This window comes from Ameyamaea chiangmaiensis (assembly GCF_013376175.1).
In the GTDB taxonomy this organism is placed as follows: Bacteria; Pseudomonadota; Alphaproteobacteria; order Acetobacterales; family Acetobacteraceae; genus Ameyamaea; species Ameyamaea chiangmaiensis.
The window spans coordinates 1-14857 of record NZ_JABXXR010000063.1 but is presented as its reverse complement, the minus strand read 5'-3'; the positions used below and the strand labels follow the sequence as shown (position 1 = coordinate 14857).

General features: G+C 64.5%; 11 protein-coding genes and 1 tRNA gene. 5 read left to right on the top strand and 7 right to left on the bottom strand.

All coding sequences use genetic code 11. The annotated features are described in order from the left end of the window. Positions 1-326: 326 nt before the first annotated feature. From clpB to HUK82_RS09375, 4 genes are all read right to left on the bottom strand, one after another. Positions 327-2927, bottom strand: a complete 2601-nt coding sequence (clpB, locus tag HUK82_RS09390) for an ATP-dependent chaperone ClpB (protein ID WP_176613714.1) — start codon at positions 2925-2927, stop codon at positions 327-329. A 158-nt stretch (positions 2928-3085) separates the two neighbouring features. Further along, entirely contained in the window at positions 3086-3652 is a 567-nt protein-coding gene (locus tag HUK82_RS09385) for an SOS response-associated peptidase (protein ID WP_176613713.1), read from the bottom strand. A gap of 125 nt (positions 3653-3777) precedes the next feature. Continuing rightward, complete coding sequence (locus HUK82_RS09380; protein WP_176613712.1) at positions 3778-4020, bottom strand: hypothetical protein; 243 nt, start codon at positions 4018-4020, stop codon at positions 3778-3780. Between the two features lie 68 nt (positions 4021-4088). Further along, positions 4089-5159 (bottom strand): ABC transporter substrate-binding protein, encoded by a 1071-nt coding sequence (locus HUK82_RS09375; RefSeq protein ID WP_176613711.1) that lies wholly within the window; start codon positions 5157-5159, stop codon positions 4089-4091. 211 nt (positions 5160-5370) lie between these two features. Between HUK82_RS09375 and HUK82_RS09370 the strand changes: the two genes are divergently transcribed. The 5 genes from HUK82_RS09370 (at position 5371) to HUK82_RS09350 (ending at position 9169) form a co-directional block, all read left to right on the top strand. Then, a tRNA-Asn gene (locus tag HUK82_RS09370) sits at positions 5371-5446 on the top strand. 37 nt (positions 5447-5483) lie between these two features. Beyond that, positions 5484-6698, top strand: coding sequence for an aminotransferase-like domain-containing protein (locus HUK82_RS09365; protein ID WP_176613710.1), 1215 nt, complete (start codon positions 5484-5486; stop codon positions 6696-6698). 143 nt (positions 6699-6841) lie between these two features. Continuing rightward, positions 6842-7084, top strand: coding sequence for a FeoA family protein (locus HUK82_RS09360; protein WP_176613709.1), 243 nt, complete (start codon positions 6842-6844; stop codon positions 7082-7084). A gap of 13 nt (positions 7085-7097) precedes the next feature. Then, complete coding sequence (feoB, locus tag HUK82_RS09355; RefSeq protein ID WP_176613708.1) at positions 7098-8939, top strand: ferrous iron transport protein B; 1842 nt, start codon at positions 7098-7100, stop codon at positions 8937-8939. After that, positions 8936-9169, top strand: a complete 234-nt coding sequence (locus HUK82_RS09350; RefSeq protein WP_176613707.1) for a DUF6587 family protein — start codon at positions 8936-8938, stop codon at positions 9167-9169. The genes feoB and HUK82_RS09350 overlap by 4 nt, the downstream gene beginning before the upstream one ends. Before the next feature lie 52 nt (positions 9170-9221). Here the strand turns inward: HUK82_RS09350 and HUK82_RS09345 are convergent, their stop codons facing one another. The 3 genes from HUK82_RS09345 to HUK82_RS09335 form a co-directional block, all read right to left on the bottom strand. After that, positions 9222-11027, bottom strand: coding sequence for a putative bifunctional diguanylate cyclase/phosphodiesterase (locus HUK82_RS09345; RefSeq protein ID WP_212647887.1), 1806 nt, complete (start codon positions 11025-11027; stop codon positions 9222-9224). 93 nt (positions 11028-11120) lie between these two features. Further along, positions 11121-14435 carry an efflux RND transporter permease subunit gene (locus HUK82_RS09340; RefSeq protein ID WP_176613705.1) on the bottom strand — a complete coding sequence of 1105 codons (3315 nt, stop codon included), beginning with the start codon at positions 14433-14435 and terminating at the stop codon, positions 11121-11123. Between the two features lie 117 nt (positions 14436-14552). After that, positions 14553-14857 (bottom strand): NADH-quinone oxidoreductase subunit B family protein (locus HUK82_RS09335; protein WP_456304199.1); only part of this gene is annotated, 305 nt, incomplete at its 5' end.

Here is a 14857-nt window from a genome sequence, read left to right as displayed (position 1 = left end):
ATCAGCTCGGAACAAAAATCCAAACCAACCCACCAATCAGACCTCAGTCCAACCAGTGAAAGGACGCCGCCAACATATCCCTTCCTCAACAGATTCAATTGTCAAAGAACCGCTTCTTTCGAAGCCGCCGGAAGGTCAGTGCCGTCCGGTGAGCGGGTATTTAGGGGCTGGAGCCCCCTCTGTCAACGATCTGTAAAATTTCAGTCGTCCACATGATGGACCGCCGGAAAAGCAGGGGAAAAACCACTTATCCCCGCTTTTCATTGCCTTACCGGACGGAAGTTTTTCGCCTTTTCGCCGAAAAAACTTCCGTCCTGCAAGCAACTTCAGAGGTCGGCGACCTCCTGCCCATTGATCGTCAGACCCGTGGCATCAGCGGACACCTCGACACGCTCACCATCGTGCACGCGTCCTTCCAGCAGCAAGCCCGCCAGAGGGTTCTGAAGCGCCCGCTGGATCACGCGCTTGAGGGGACGCGCGCCATAGACCGGATCATACCCCTCGTTCCCAAGCCAATCATGCGCCGCATCATCCAGGTCCAGCGTGATGTGACGATCATCGAGCAACCTGCGCAGCCGACTGATCTGGATATCGACGATCGAGCGCATGTCCGCTTTCTGTAGCCGGGAGAACAGAATGATCTCGTCCAGACGGTTGAGGAACTCCGGACGGAAATGGTCGCGTACCACCCGCATCACCTGCGCCTGCACCAGATCTGCGGATTCACCGTCAGGCTGCTGCGCCAGAACGTCAGACCCCAGATTGCTGGTCAGGATGATCAGGGTGTTGCGGAAGTCGACCGTACGCCCCTGCCCGTCCGTCAGTCGCCCGTCATCGAGCACCTGAAGAAGGATATTGAACACATCCTCGTGCGCCTTCTCGACCTCATCGAACAGGATGACCTGATACGGGCGCCGACGCACCGCTTCAGTCAGCACGCCGCCCTCTTCATACCCGACATAGCCGGGAGGCGCGCCCATCAGACGCGAGACCGCGTGCTTCTCCATGAACTCACTCATGTCGATCCGCAGCAACGCCTTGTCGTCGTCGAACAGGAACCGCGCCAGCGCCTTGGTCAGCTCCGTCTTGCCAACGCCGGTCGGGCCCAGAAACAGGAACGAGCCGATCGGACGATTCGGATCCTGCAGACCCGCCCGAGCACGCCGCACGGCGTTGGCCACCGCTTTCAGCGCCGGCTCCTGCCCCACAACGCTGCGACGCAGTTCGTCTTCCATGCGCAGCAGCTTTGCCCGCTCACCCTCCAGCATCCGGTCCACCGGAACGCCGGTCCAGCGCGAGACGACCGATGCAATGGCCTGATCGGTCACCGCTTCGGTGAACATGCCGTTCTTCGCCTCATCCCCGCTTTCTTCCTGTGCGGTGGCGATCTGTGCCTCCAGCCCCGGAATCACGCCATACATCAGCTCCGACGCACGCCCCAGATCGCCACGACGCTGTGCGACCTCCACGTCCGAGCGTGCCTGATCGAGCTGCTCCTTCACCTTCTGAACCGCGTTCACGCGGTCTTTCTCCGCATGCCACGCGGCACTCATGGCGTTGGACTGCTCTTCGAGATCAGCCAATTCAGCTTCCAGCTTCACCAGACGATCGCGCGACGCCGTGTCGTCCTCCTTGCGGATCGCCTCGCGCTCGATCTTGAGCTGGATCACCCGCCGGTCGAGTTCATCCAGAGCTTCGGGCTTGCTGTCGATCTGCATGCGCAGCCGGCTCGCAGCCTCGTCCATCAGATCGATGGCCTTATCCGGCAGAAACCGGTCGGTGATGTAGCGGTTCGACAGGGTTGCCGCCGCCACCAGCGCGTTATCGGTGATCCGCACACCATGGTGCAGCTCATACTTCTCCTTGATCCCGCGCAGGATCGAGATCGTATCCGCAACCGACGGCTCGCCCACGAAGACCGGCTGAAAACGCCGGGCCAGAGCCGCGTCCTTTTCGATATATTTGCGATACTCGTCCAGCGTCGTTGCACCGATGCAATGCAACGTCCCGCGCGCAAGCTCCGGCTTGATCAGGTTGGACGCATCCATGGCGCCGTCGCTGCGACCCGCGCCGACCAGCGTGTGCATCTCGTCGATGAACAGGACCACCTCACCCTCGGCGCTCTCGATTTCCTTGAGAACAGCCTTCAGACGCTCCTCGAACTCGCCCCGATACTTCGCGCCCGCCACCAGCGCGCCCATGTCGAGCGACAACAGCCGCTTGTTGCGCAGCGCCTCCGGCACATCGCCGTTGACGATGCGCTGCGCCAGCCCCTCGACAATCGCCGTCTTGCCCACTCCGGGCTCGCCGATCAGCACCGGATTGTTCTTCGATCGCCGCGCAAGCACCTGAATGGCACGACGAATCTCCTCGTCGCGACCGATGACGGGATCGAGCTTGCCCTGCTGCGCCACCGCGGTCACATCACGCGCATACTTCTTCAACGCATCGAACCCGGCTTCCGCGTTCTCGCTGGTCACGGTGCGCCCCTTGCGGATCGTCGCGATGGCTTTTTCCAGCGCCTGCGGCGTCGCGCCATGGTCACGCAGGGCCTTGCCCGCGGCCGTTTCAGACCCGGCAATGGCGGCCAGCAGCCGATCCTGTGCCACGAATGAGTCGCCCGCCTTCTGCGCCTCACGTTCAGCCGCATCCAGAACGCGCACGAAGTCGGGCGTCGCCTGCGGCTGGCCGGCGCCGCCGCCCTGCACCTTCGGCAACTTTGCCAGAGCAAGTTCCGTCGCGTTCCGAACGGACGGGGCATCACCACCCGCCGCCCGGATCAGCGCGCTGGCCGCGCCCTCCTGGTCATCCAGCAACGCCTTGAGCACATGCTCTGTCGTCAGTTGCTGATGAAAATCGCGAACGGCGATCGTCTGCGCAGCCTGCAGAAAGCCACGGCTGCGTTCAGTGAACTTTTCTATATTCATTCTCTTCTGTCCCTCATCAGGCGACACAAAAACCAGACCGCCCCTTAAACCCGGCGACGGTCAACCCGTAACGTCGTCAAGATGGGGTTTCCTTGTTCTATCGCAAGGGGTTGACGGGCAACCCATGCGCCTCGGACAGTGCTGCCATCCGGCCATCGTCACACAACGCGCAGCACCCCGCTTTCCATCCCGTGCAACAGCCCCGCCGCGGCACGCGAAGGGCCCGACAGCCAGCACGACCAGTCCTCGGGCGACAGCACCAGCGGCACCCGTGCCGCGCCAGGTGCCAGATCGGCCGTCGCCGGGCGCGTCACGACGGAAAAACCGTGCAGCACGTCGCCTTCCCAGCCCCAGGCCTCCCACAGTCCAGCCAGCGCCATCGGGCGACCATCACAACGCTCCATCCGGCGGCCAGTACCGATCCGGACATGGGTGGCAGGCACGAGGCACCGTCGCGCTTTGAAGGCCGCACGAAAAAAGCCGGAATCCTCCAGTGTCTCGGCGCGCGCATGGGCAGACGCCCTGTCCAGCGCCCGCGCCCAGGACGGTACCAGCCCCCACAGCATCAGGGCCATACGCCGCTGCCGCCCGGCGCCGCAGATCACAGGCGCAGGCATACCCGGCCGGACCGCCGAACAGCCCGGCCACAGAGGCCCGTCAGGCAGCGCATCGAAGGCGACGCGGATCCCGTCCTGAGTCAGATCAAGGCCATACTGACGCGTCATGACGCCCTGATATCATCGTGCCGTCCAGTACGTCACCCGGACGGCCAACCGGGGTCGCGTAAAAGAAAACCCCGGTCGAAGGACCGGGGTTCGTCATCGGTGACCGCGTCATCAGGCTACGACGCCTACTGCTCCTTTTGCGGCATGTCGCCGCCAGGATCGCGGGCCGGCGACTTGTCGGGATACGGGTCGAAGCCACCCTTGTGATCCTCTCCCGCGGGTCGTGCCGGGTTGCGCGGCGCATCCCCGGGCTTCTTCGGCTCGGACGCATCGTCGAGATTCCAGACCGACCCAATCAGGTCGGTGCGTCCCGTGATCCAGATCTCTCCGCCGTCGGAAGCGGAGCCGTTCGTCGTGCCATATACCATGACTGTTCTCCGTGGTTATGGGATCCTAACCACGCCGAGAACCGGAAGTTGCCGCACGCGCCATTCTGTTACTCGGTCGGCAGATCGACGCAGATCCTGTGCGCATAACTCGTGGCGTTTTCGAGAGTGGGAAACATGTCGAGCAATTTCAGTTCGTCGATATACTGCTCGACCTGAACCCTCAAAGCGTGCCCCAGCGCGATCGTCGGCGCCGGTTCGTGCAGCAACATCTCACGCAGCGTCGCCGCGCCCAGCGTCTGCGTGTGATCGGCCAGCAACGTCACCGCTTCCTGCGGATTGCGCACGACCCACTTCCCGGCTTCGTGAAAGCTGGCGGCCAGAACGGAGGCCAGGACCGGATCCTCGGCGAAACTCTGCGCCGACATGGCCAGCGCCATGTTGGTCCGCTGGCCGTAATTCCCGTCGACGCTGTTGAACAGACCGTTCACCAGCGGCCGGTAACGCTGGAGCACCTCCCAGATAATCGGGTCATGCCCGGCCACGGCATCGATCGAGCCATCCTGCAGCGCCGCCCCGACATCGTCCAGCCCCATCGGCCGCCACGTGATCTGGGCGGCGGGATCGACGCCCTTGCGCTTGAGCATGATCGAGAAAAACAGCCGATCCGCCGAATTTTCGCGCAAGATCGCGATGGAATGGCCTTTCATCTGGTCCACGCGCGGAATACCCGCCGCCTTGCGAACCAGAAGGCGGAAGGTGCAAGGCCGTGCCCCGCAAAACAGACGCGCATCCTGCACACCGCCCGCGAAGGTCTGCAGCCACGTCAGGACCGGCGCGGCCGCCACCACCGCGCGCCCGTCGCGCAGCGCATCAATGGCCTGCCGCCCCGAGCCGACCGAGTCGATCAGGCTGACGTCAAGATTGTGCGCGGCGAAGATATCCTTCTGCAGGGCCGCCGTCAGGACCGGGTCCAGTTCGGGGTTGGGCCACGCGAGCGCAATCTGGCGCGGGCGGTCATCGAGCACCGCCCGGCGGTGATTATGCACAAGGTGGCCCGCCGTCAGAGACACCACCCCTCCCGCGACGACCGCCCCGCCACCGAGCATGAGCGCGCGACGCGACGCCAATGGCCGTTTCGACCCGGCAGGGGGATCGCCCTCCGGTCTGGTTGTCGTCATGGCCGCCCCCTGCCCCGGTCGCGCGAGTCCGCAACCCACCAGAGGCGCGATACAACGATCCGCCATCCTAAAGCGCACGCCCATCGCGGCAAGAGGTCGTCGCGGGGCGGGCTGCGGCCGCGCCCGGACAGGCAACGGCAAAAATCACGCACCAGAATCGAAACAGGGGCTTTACCCGTGAAAAACGCTTCGCTATACGGTGCCCCGCTGGTCCCGAATAGCTCAGTTGGTAGAGCAAGCGACTGTTAATCGCTGGGTCGTAGGTTCGAGTCCTACTTCGGGAGCCAGCCTTTCCCATTCATAAATCCTGGACGCAGTGCTTCGATGGATGGCGGTTCGCGCAAGCCTCGCACATCAGGTTTCGTCCGCTGGCTCTCGTCGACCAACGACGTGACACGCGTCTTTCTCGCGGCCTCCGCGCGTCCGGACATGATCAACCTCGCCGGCGGTCTCCCGGCACCGCAGACCTATCCCGCCGAGGAACTGGCGCGCATCGCCCGGCAGGCCGTTCTCGACCACCCGACCGAAACCCTTGGCTACACGGCCATTGAGGGCCTTCCCGCGCTCCGGGACGCCATCGCGGCCAGGTTCTCCACACCTGCCCTGTCGCTTACCCGCGAAAATGTGCTGGTCACGACCAGTGGCATGCAGGCCCTCGACCTGATCGGTAAGGTGCTGGTCGATCCCGGTGACCGGATCGCCGTCCAGTGCCCGACCTACCTCGGTGCCATCGACGCGTGGCGTCCGCGCGCCCCGCGCTATCACGCCATGCGCCTGGAGACGGAGGCATTCGACCCCGCCCCGGCGTTCACGGGGTCCAAATTCGCCTACACCGTGCCGAATTTCTCCAATCCCACCGGACGGCTGGTGCCGCTGGACATACGCCAACGCCTGGTCACGACCGCGCGGCACAGCGGGACCTGGCTGGTGGAGGACGATCCCTATGGCGGTCTGCTGTTCGACGGCACCCCCCTGCCCGGACTGCTCGACCTCGACGCGGACGGGCAAGGCGGCCCCTATGACGGGCCCGTGGTGCGCATGGGCACGGTCTCCAAGGAAATCGCGCCGGGCCTGCGTGTGGGCTGGATGATCGCCGCCCCCGAGATGATCCAGGCCCTGACCCTCGCGAAACAGGGCTCCGACCTCTGCACCAGCGGGCTGACGCAGCACGTCGCGCTGGGGGCGTTGCAGACCGGGCTGATCGAGCGGATACAACCCACGCTTCGCGCCCTGTACCGCCCGCGGCGGGACGCCCTGATCGCCGCCCTCGAGGAGTCTCTCGCCCCATGGTTCACATGGGAAATCCCGGTCGGCGGGATGTTCGTGTGGGCGGTCGCACGCGACAGCGCCATCAACACCGACACCTTGCTGCATCACGCATTGGACGCAGGCGTGTGCGTGTCCCCCAGCAGCGTCTTCGACGTTGATGGGCAATTTCGCCGCGCAGTGCGGCTGAACTTCACGCTCAACGCGCCCGATCGTCTCCGCGAGGGCGTGCTCCGCCTCGCCCGTGCCTGCGCGGCCCTGCGCGCGGCCTGAACGGTAACGCCGCTTCGCCACGACGCACCGACCGGCGTCCACGTGTCGCCCGCCTCCCGCGCCCGCACATGGACACGCCACGGCATCGGCATTAAGTGTCATTCTCATATCAGCCTACCCTGAACGAAAGCAGGCCCACCTCCATGCGGCTCAGCGAGCTCGAACCCGGCATTCCCGCTACGATCGATCAGGTCGAGGATCGCGAAGACCTCGACCCGGTTGCCGACCGTCTGCGCGCCCTGGGATTCGTACCCGGCGAACCGGTTCAGGTCGTCGCCGTGGGGCCGCTGGGCGGCGATCCGATTGCGGTTCGCATCGGATTCACCCGCTTTGCCCTGCGCCGCGCCGAAGCCAACCGGATCGTGCTAGACGACCGGCGCACATGAGGGACGTTCGCTCATGACGGCGTTGAATGTCGCGCTGGTTGGCAATCCAAACTGTGGCAAGACGGCGCTGTTTAATCTTCTGACCGGCAGCCGACAGAAAGTCGCCAACTACGCCGGCGTCACGGTCGAACGCAAGGAAGGGCGTCTGATCACGCCCGGCGGCCGGTCGGTCCGGCTGCTTGACCTGCCCGGCGCCTACAGTCTGGTCGCGACCAGCCCGGACGAGGTCGTCACGCGCGATATCTGTGCAGGCCGTTACAAAGGCGAGCCACCGCCCGAACTTCTGGTCTGCGTGACAGACGCGACCAATCTGCGCCTGCATCTCCGCTTCGTGCTTGAGGTTCTGGCTCTCGGGCGCCCGACCGTCATGGTGCTGAATATGATGGACGCCGCACGGGCGCGGGGTCTGGTCATCGATGTCGAACGCCTGTCCGAGGCTCTCGGCATTCCGGTCGTGGAAGCGGTTGCCGTGCAGCGCACAGGCGCACAGGCGCTGCTGTCCCAACTGGACGCCGCCCTGCCGCCCGCGCCCCACCGGCGCACCGTCGACCGCGATTTCCATGCGGACGTGCGGATATTGCTGCGCGACTGCGTGTCCCGGTCGTCACCACAGACCGAACAGCTCGAGGACAGGCTGGACCGATGGGTCCTTCACCCGGTCTTGGGGCTGGTCATTCTGTTTACCCTGCTTTTCCTGATGTTCCAGGCCGTCTTCTCGTGGGCGCAGCCGGTCATGGACCTGATCGACGCAGGATTTGCGTCGCTGGGCCACGCCATTCAGATGGTGTTGCCGGCCGGGCCACTCCGCAGCCTTCTGGTCGACGGAATCATCGCCGGCGCCGGCAGCGTCGTGGTGTTCCTGCCGCAGATCCTGATCCTCTTCCTGTGGATTCTGACGCTCGAGGAGTCCGGCTACCTGCCGCGCGCCGCTTTCCTCCTCGACCGTTTCATGGCCGTGGCCGGTCTGAGCGGTCGCTCCTTCATCCCGCTGCTGTCGAGTTTCGCCTGCGCCGTGCCGGGCATCATGGCGACACGCACCATTCAGCATCCGCGCGACCGGCTGGTCACCATTCTGATCGCGCCGCTGATGACCTGCTCCGCGCGACTGCCGGTCTATACCCTGCTGATCGGGGCCTTCATCCCGAACCGAAACGTCGCGGGTATATTCAATCTTCAGGGGCTGGTCCTGTTCGCCCTGTATCTGTCTGGCATCCTGAGTGCCGTAATCGTCGCGCGCGTGTTGCGCAGTCGCGAAGGGCGGCAGGAACATCCGTTGCTGATGGAGCTTCCGGCCTATCGCATCCCCGGGCTACGCAATCTGGCACTCGGACTGTGGCAGCGCGCGCGTATCTTCCTGTCACGCGTCGGCACGATCATCCTGTCGCTCAGTGTCTTGCTGTGGGCGTTGTCGAGCTTCCCGCGACCGCCCGCCGGCGCGTCGGGTCCCGCGATCGAGTGGAGCATCGCGGGCTGGCTGGGGCACGCCATGCTCTACGTCATGGCGCCGATCGGGTTCACCTGGCAGATCTGCGTGGGTCTTGTTCCCGGTCTTGCGGCGCGTGAGGTCGCGGTCAGCGCGCTGGCCACCGTCTATGCGGTGGGATCGGACGAGGCCGATACGGCATCACGGCTGGCCCCCCTGCTCCACGCCCAATGGAGTGTGGCGACGGCGCTGTCGCTTCTGGCATGGTATGTCTTTGCGCCACAATGCGTGTCGACGCTGGCGACGATCCGGCGTGAAACAGGATCCTGGCGCATCGTCGCCGTCACGGCCACGTATCTTTTTGGCCTGGCCTATGGTGCGTCGTTCGTGACGTACCATATCGCCGTGATGCTCGGAGGAGGTCTCGCATGATGGAAATCGCAATCGTCGCGCTGGTCGTCGTGGCTTGTTCGCTCTACTGGCTGCGTCGCCTCGTCCCGGCGAGCGGGCCTCTGTTCTGGCGCTCGGCGGCTGGCGTGGTACAGGGCGTCGGAGCTCCGGTTCAAGTCCGCGCGTCCCTGATGCGCCGCGCGGAGCAGGCGTCATCACGGCGGTCGGGCTGCGGCACCTGCTCCAAATGCAGTGGCGGTTCCTGCCACTAGACCACGATGTGGCTGCCCCGGCGGAGACGCCAAGGCGGCATGCCACTGATCGCTAGGCCGCAGTAATATGGGCAAAGTTGGCGGATCCGCCGTCCTTCCCCGCCGCGGTGCCCGCTTCCTGTGCCTTCTTCTCCAGCGCAATGGCCCGCAGCGTGAGACGCCCCCGTTCCAGTTCGCTCGGGACGTCGCATCCACATACCGGCGACGCGAGAAGAAAGCCTTGTGCGTAGTCGCACGACATCGCCCGCAGGATCTCGAGTTGCATCGTCGTCTCGATGCCCTCCGCCACGACCTTCATGCCCAGACGATGCGCGATGTCGATGATCCCGCCCACGATATCGCGATCGCACCCACCATTTTCGAGGTCGGCGATGAAGCTTCGATCGATCTTGAGCCGACTGAGCGGCAGTTCCTTGAGATGTGTCAGGGACGCGAACCCGGTGCCAAAATCGTCGAACGCGATCTCGAACCCCTCATGCGCCAGACGTGCCAGTTCGGCCCGCACGACATTGTCCTTCTGGTCGAGGAACATCGTCTCGGTGACTTCCAGGATGATACAGCCCGCATCCAGTCCCTGCTCATGCAACAGGTGAAGCAGTTCCCGGGTTAGCGATGTCGTCTTGAAATCGGCGACCGTCAGGTTGATGGCGATACGGCCCGAGAAGACGCCGCTGCGCCGCCATGCGCCAAGCGCCTGAATCATCTCGCGACGGACAAAGCGGCCGATAGCGCTCACAAGCTCGAAATTGCGCAGCACGTCGGTGAACACCGCGGGCCCGATCAGGCCAAGCAGCGGATGCCGCCAGCGGATCAACGCCTCCATCGACACGCATTCATGTCGTGCGAGGTCAAAGATGGGCTGATAGAACACTTCGAATTCGGCACGTCCCAAGCCCTGCCGGGCATCGAGAATGAGGTTGCTGCGACGCCTGGCGTCCTGAAGCAACTCGGGCGTCACGCGGCGAATGGTCCGACCGCCGGCCCTCTTGGCTTCACGCAACGCCAGGTCAGCATGGCCGATCAGCGTTTCCGCGTTGCTCGCCCCGCCGTCCAGAAACGTGAACCCGATGCTCGCGCTCATGATAACCTGTGTGATGCCGATCTCGATCGGCACTTCGATGACACTGGTCAGGTCCGCAAGAAAATGCTCGATATCGCACCGCTCCAGAGAGTGGCCGACGACCAGGGCGAATTCGTCACCCCCGAAGCGCGACAACACGTCCCCGACATGCAGGACCATCGACAGGCGGGCCGCAACCTCCTGAAGTAGCCGGTCGCCCGCCTGATGACCGAAATTGTCATTCACGGATTTGAAGTTATCCAGATCGAGAAGCACCAGTGCACAGTCGGCACTCCCCCCGGGCTCCTTGCAGGCACCGGCTTCGATATGTTCGCGCAGGCCAAGTCGGTTCAGCACGCCCAGCAGCGGATCCACCCGTGCGAGCCGTCGCATCGTTTCCCCTGCCTCGATTTCCCGCGTGATATCGAACCGGCAACTCACAAAACCATAAATACGGCCCTCGCGATCGAGCTGCGGGAGAATGGTCGTCGCAACCCAGAACGTGCGTCCGTTGCGCGCGCGGTCGCGTATGGTACCGCTCCAGACGGAGCCTGAACGGATGGTTGTGTGCATGTCGCGGAAAAACGCGGGTGGATGAAATCCGGAGTTGAGAACGCGGTGACTGCGGCCCACCAGTTCGGCCGCCGGATAGCCGCACATCGCACTGAACTTCGGATTGACGTAGGTGATGACACCGTCGAGATCAGTAATCGCCAGCCCCATGACCTGATCCATGGCGTTGAGCCAGAAGTCAAAGTCGTGATCGGCTCGCACGAGGCTAACAAGATCAGCCACCATTGCCACCCCTAATAGATGTACTCTCCTCCACGAAACTGGCAGCAAGACGTGTCTATAAGGTTAACGCCCAGTGTTAATCCCTTGCGGCCATCGTCAACGTGAACGCGCCGTCCGCCCCGAGGCCCCCACACGCTGCCGCCACCCCGTGACACGGCGCCGAACCGCGCCCGCGATCCGATCCATCAGCAGATAGACCACCGGGGTCGAATAAAGGGTCAGCAGCTGGCTCATCGCCAGACCGCCCACCACGGCAATTCCCAGTGGTCGGCGCAGCTCCGCCCCGTATCCATTACTGACGATCAGCGGAACCGCCCCGAACGCCGCCGCCAGCGTCGTCATCAGAATAGGCCGGAACCGCGTGACGCACGCGGCCCGGATGGCTTCCTCGGGCGACAGGCCGAGCGTGCGTTCCGCATGCAGGGCGAAATCGATCAGAAGAATGGCGTTCTTTTTCACGATCCCGGTCAGCAGAATGACGCCGATCATCGCGATCAGCGAAAACTGCTGCCCGCACACCCAGAGCGCCAGCACGGCACCGACCGACGCCGACGGCAGGGTGGACAGAATGGTCAGCGGATGGATGTAGCTTTCATACAGGATCCCCAAGGTCACGTACATCGTGGCGATGGCCGCGATCAGCACCAGTATCTCGTTGATCATCGCCGCGCGGTAATCGGCCGCCTCGCCGGTGAAGCCGCCATGCACCGTGTCAGGCACGTGCAGGCGTGCCATTTCGGCGCGGATCACGCCGGACGCCTCCCCCAGCGCATGGCCGGGAGCAAGGTTGAAACTGATCGACCCCGACAGCAGTCCGCCCTTGTGACTGATGGTCAGCGGCGTCGGTGTCAGGGCAAGATCCGCCACGGCGCCGAACGGCACCATGGTTTCGGCCGAGGATGACACCGCCGAACCGTTGGACGCCCCGGCACCCCCGGCCAGCCGGTTCTGGATCTGGTTGCGAAAGGATTGCTGGCTCAGTTGCGTGGCTTTGCTGGTCGTCTGATCCGGCAGGTTGACGCGGATGGAGTTCGACACCGTTCCGCCACCCGGCGTTCCGCCCGACGTGGACACCCAGGCCGATTTCAGGGCATCCGGGCTCATGCGATACGGATCGGCAAGCTGCATGACGACGTAGTAGGTGGTCAGGGATGTGGAAATCGCCGACGCCGTACGCTGTCCGTACGCATCATACAGCGTGTTGCTGATAAGCTGCGGCGTAATCAGATAGCGCGCGGCCTGGTCGCGCTTGATCGACACCGACGCGGCCACGGCGGAATCGGTCAGATGCGTCGACACGTCGCGCAGGATCGCCGAGTGACGCAACGCGTCGGTCAGGATGGGCGCCCAGCGGTACAGATCGGCTGCGTTGTCGGTCTGCAGAACGTAGTTGTAATCGCCTTCCTTCTGCCGCGTGCCACCACCATTCAGATCACCGGCGTTCGAAATCACCACCCGCGCGCCCGCAAGCGAGCGGAGCGACGCCGAAACGGCCTGTCCGATCTGCTCCGGCGTGCGGGCGCGATCGGCCTTGTCGGTCAGAACGCCGAACACCTGCGCCTGATTGGCCGCGTCGTCGCCGACGAAACCCAACACGCTCTGAACGCCCGGAGTGGACGCCATCGCCGACAGCGCCGTGCGTGTCTTCGCCTCCATCTGCGCGAACGAGGTGCTTTCGTCACCCGTCACCATTCCCTGGATCAGGGCGATGTCCTGGGCCGGCAGGATGGTCTTGGGCATGATCACCACCACCGCGACGGTTAACCCGAAACTCAGCGGCAACGACAAAAGCGCAAGCCAGCGCCAGCGCAGCGCGACGTCGAGCGTCCGCACATAGAACCGCACCAGCGCGATCATGCCCGCCTCGACACCATCGAACACGCGATGCGCAAGCCGCGTCAGCGGACCCCCGGTAGCCGTGTCCCCTTCCTTGTGCACGTCGAGCAGCAGCGCGCACATCATCGGCGTCAGACTGAGCGACAGCACCATCGAGACGGAAACGGCCAGTGCCAGCGTCATGGCGAATTCGAAGAATATCTTGCCCGCCGTGCCGCTCAGCAACAGCAGCGGCAGGAACACCGCGATCAGCGAGATGGTGATGGACACGATGGTGAACGCGATCTCGCGTGCGCCCAGCAGGCTGGCCTCACGCCGCGTCATACCTTCTTCCATATGGCGTGCGATGTTCTCCACCACCACGATCGCATCGTCGACGACAAAGCCCGTCGCGATCGTCAGCGCCATCAGCGACAGGGTATCGAGCGTGAACCCCATCAGGTGCATGAAGATCAGCGCCCCGGCCAACGAAATCGGCACCGTCACGGCCGGGATCAGGGTCGAGCGCCAGGTGCGCAGGAACATCAGCACCACGATCACCACCAGCCCGACCGCGATCAGCAGCGTCAGCTGCGTGTCGGCCAGAGCCGCGCGGATCGTCTGCGATCGGTCCGAGGCGATCGTCAGATCCACATCGGGCGGCAGGGCGGCGCGCAGTTCGGGCAGATGCGCCTTGATCTCGTCGGCAATGCGAATGACGTTCGCACCCGGCTGGGGCCGGATGATCGTCAGCACCGCTTCCTGACCGTTGAGCCACGCCGCACGCCGGTCAGTCTGCGGGCCGTCGTGGACATAGGCCAGGTCCGCCAGCCGCACCGGACGGCCGCTGCGATAGGCCACCACCAGATCCCGATATTGCGCGGCCTCGCGCGCCTGGTCGTTGGTCTGCAGAACGAAACGCATCCCGTTCTGCTCGATCGCGCCCTTGGGCGTGTTGGCATTGGCCGATGCCAGCGCGGAGCGAATATCCTCAAACCCGATGCCGTATTTGTAAGCCGCGTACGGATTGATCTCGACACGTACCGCAGGCGGCTCCGCTCCGACCATCTCGACCCAGCCCACGCCCTTCACGCGGGACAGCGACTGCTTCATGCGTGTCTGCGCCAGATCACGCAGGGTCGAAAGCGAGCGCGTCCGCGACGTCAGACCCGCCAGAATGATCGGAAAGTCGGACGGATTGGCTTTGTAGTACTGCGGCGGGTCGCGTAGCGTCGTCGGCAGATCGGCGCGCGCGGCCTGCAGGGCGGCCTCCACATCCCGCGCCGCACCGTCGATGTTGCGCGTATCGTCGAAGAACAGAAGCAGGAACGCCTGCCCGCTCTGGGAATCCGACTGGATGTCCTTCAGTCCGGCGATCGTGCCCAGCCGACGCTCCAGCGGCGTGGTCACGCTGGCGGCGATCTGTTCGGGCGTGCCACCCGGCTGGGTTACGAAAATATAGATCACCGGTACCGCAATGTTCGGCAGATCGGCGACCGGCATCGCCCGATAGCCGAACAGGCCGCCCACCAGCAGCGCCAGCGCCAGCAAGGACGTCGCGACCGGGCGCAGGATGAAGACGCGCGTCAGACTCATGCGCGGGACTGGACCAGGTGTCGTTCAGGCTTCATGGCAGGCACACACGGCATCGGGCAAATGGATCTCGTATTTTCGGGTGTCGGTAACAGACCGTCACCCGACAGCGATGCCGCCCTATGACAGAAGCGTCAACAGCACTGCGCGAATAGCGTCCGGCGAGGGCGGGCAGCCCGGCACTGCCACATCGCTCACGGCGCGTCCCGCCAGACCGCCGAGCGTGGCATAGGTTTCGCCAAACGGCCCACCGTCTATGGCGCAGGCCCCAACGGCGACCAGCGCGCGCGGCCCGGGCATGGCATGCCATGCGCGCTCCAGAACCGGGGCCATGCTGCGCGTCAGCGCCCCGGTGACCAGCAAGACATCCGCGTCTGCCGGCGTGCTGGCCCTCTCGAAGCCACAGGCCGCCCCGTCCCACGCAG

What these genes read in the sequence shown, in the direction of transcription:
- HUK82_RS09385 (WP_176613713.1), bottom strand. Translation starts at nt 3,652, where the DNA reads ATGACGCGTCAGTATGGCCTTGATCTGACTCAGGACGGGATCCGCGTC.
- HUK82_RS09360 (WP_176613709.1), top strand. Translation starts at nt 6,842, where the DNA reads ATGCGGCTCAGCGAGCTCGAACCCGGCATTCCCGCTACGATCGATCAG.
- HUK82_RS09380 (WP_176613712.1), bottom strand. Translation starts at nt 4,020, where the DNA reads ATGGTATATGGCACGACGAACGGCTCCGCTTCCGACGGCGGAGAGATC.
- HUK82_RS09345 (WP_212647887.1), bottom strand. Translation starts at nt 11,027, where the DNA reads ATGGTGGCTGATCTTGTTAGCCTCGTGCGAGCCGATCACGACTTTGAC.
- HUK82_RS09340 (WP_176613705.1), bottom strand. Translation starts at nt 14,435, where the DNA reads ATGAGTCTGACGCGCGTCTTCATCCTGCGCCCGGTCGCGACGTCCTTG.
- HUK82_RS09350 (WP_176613707.1), top strand. Translation starts at nt 8,936, where the DNA reads ATGATGGAAATCGCAATCGTCGCGCTGGTCGTCGTGGCTTGTTCGCTC.
- clpB (WP_176613714.1), bottom strand. Translation starts at nt 2,927, where the DNA reads ATGAATATAGAAAAGTTCACTGAACGCAGCCGTGGCTTTCTGCAGGCT.
- feoB (WP_176613708.1), top strand. Translation starts at nt 7,098, where the DNA reads ATGACGGCGTTGAATGTCGCGCTGGTTGGCAATCCAAACTGTGGCAAG.
- HUK82_RS09365 (WP_176613710.1), top strand. Translation starts at nt 5,484, where the DNA reads ATGGATGGCGGTTCGCGCAAGCCTCGCACATCAGGTTTCGTCCGCTGG.
- HUK82_RS09375 (WP_176613711.1), bottom strand. Translation starts at nt 5,159, where the DNA reads ATGACGACAACCAGACCGGAGGGCGATCCCCCTGCCGGGTCGAAACGG.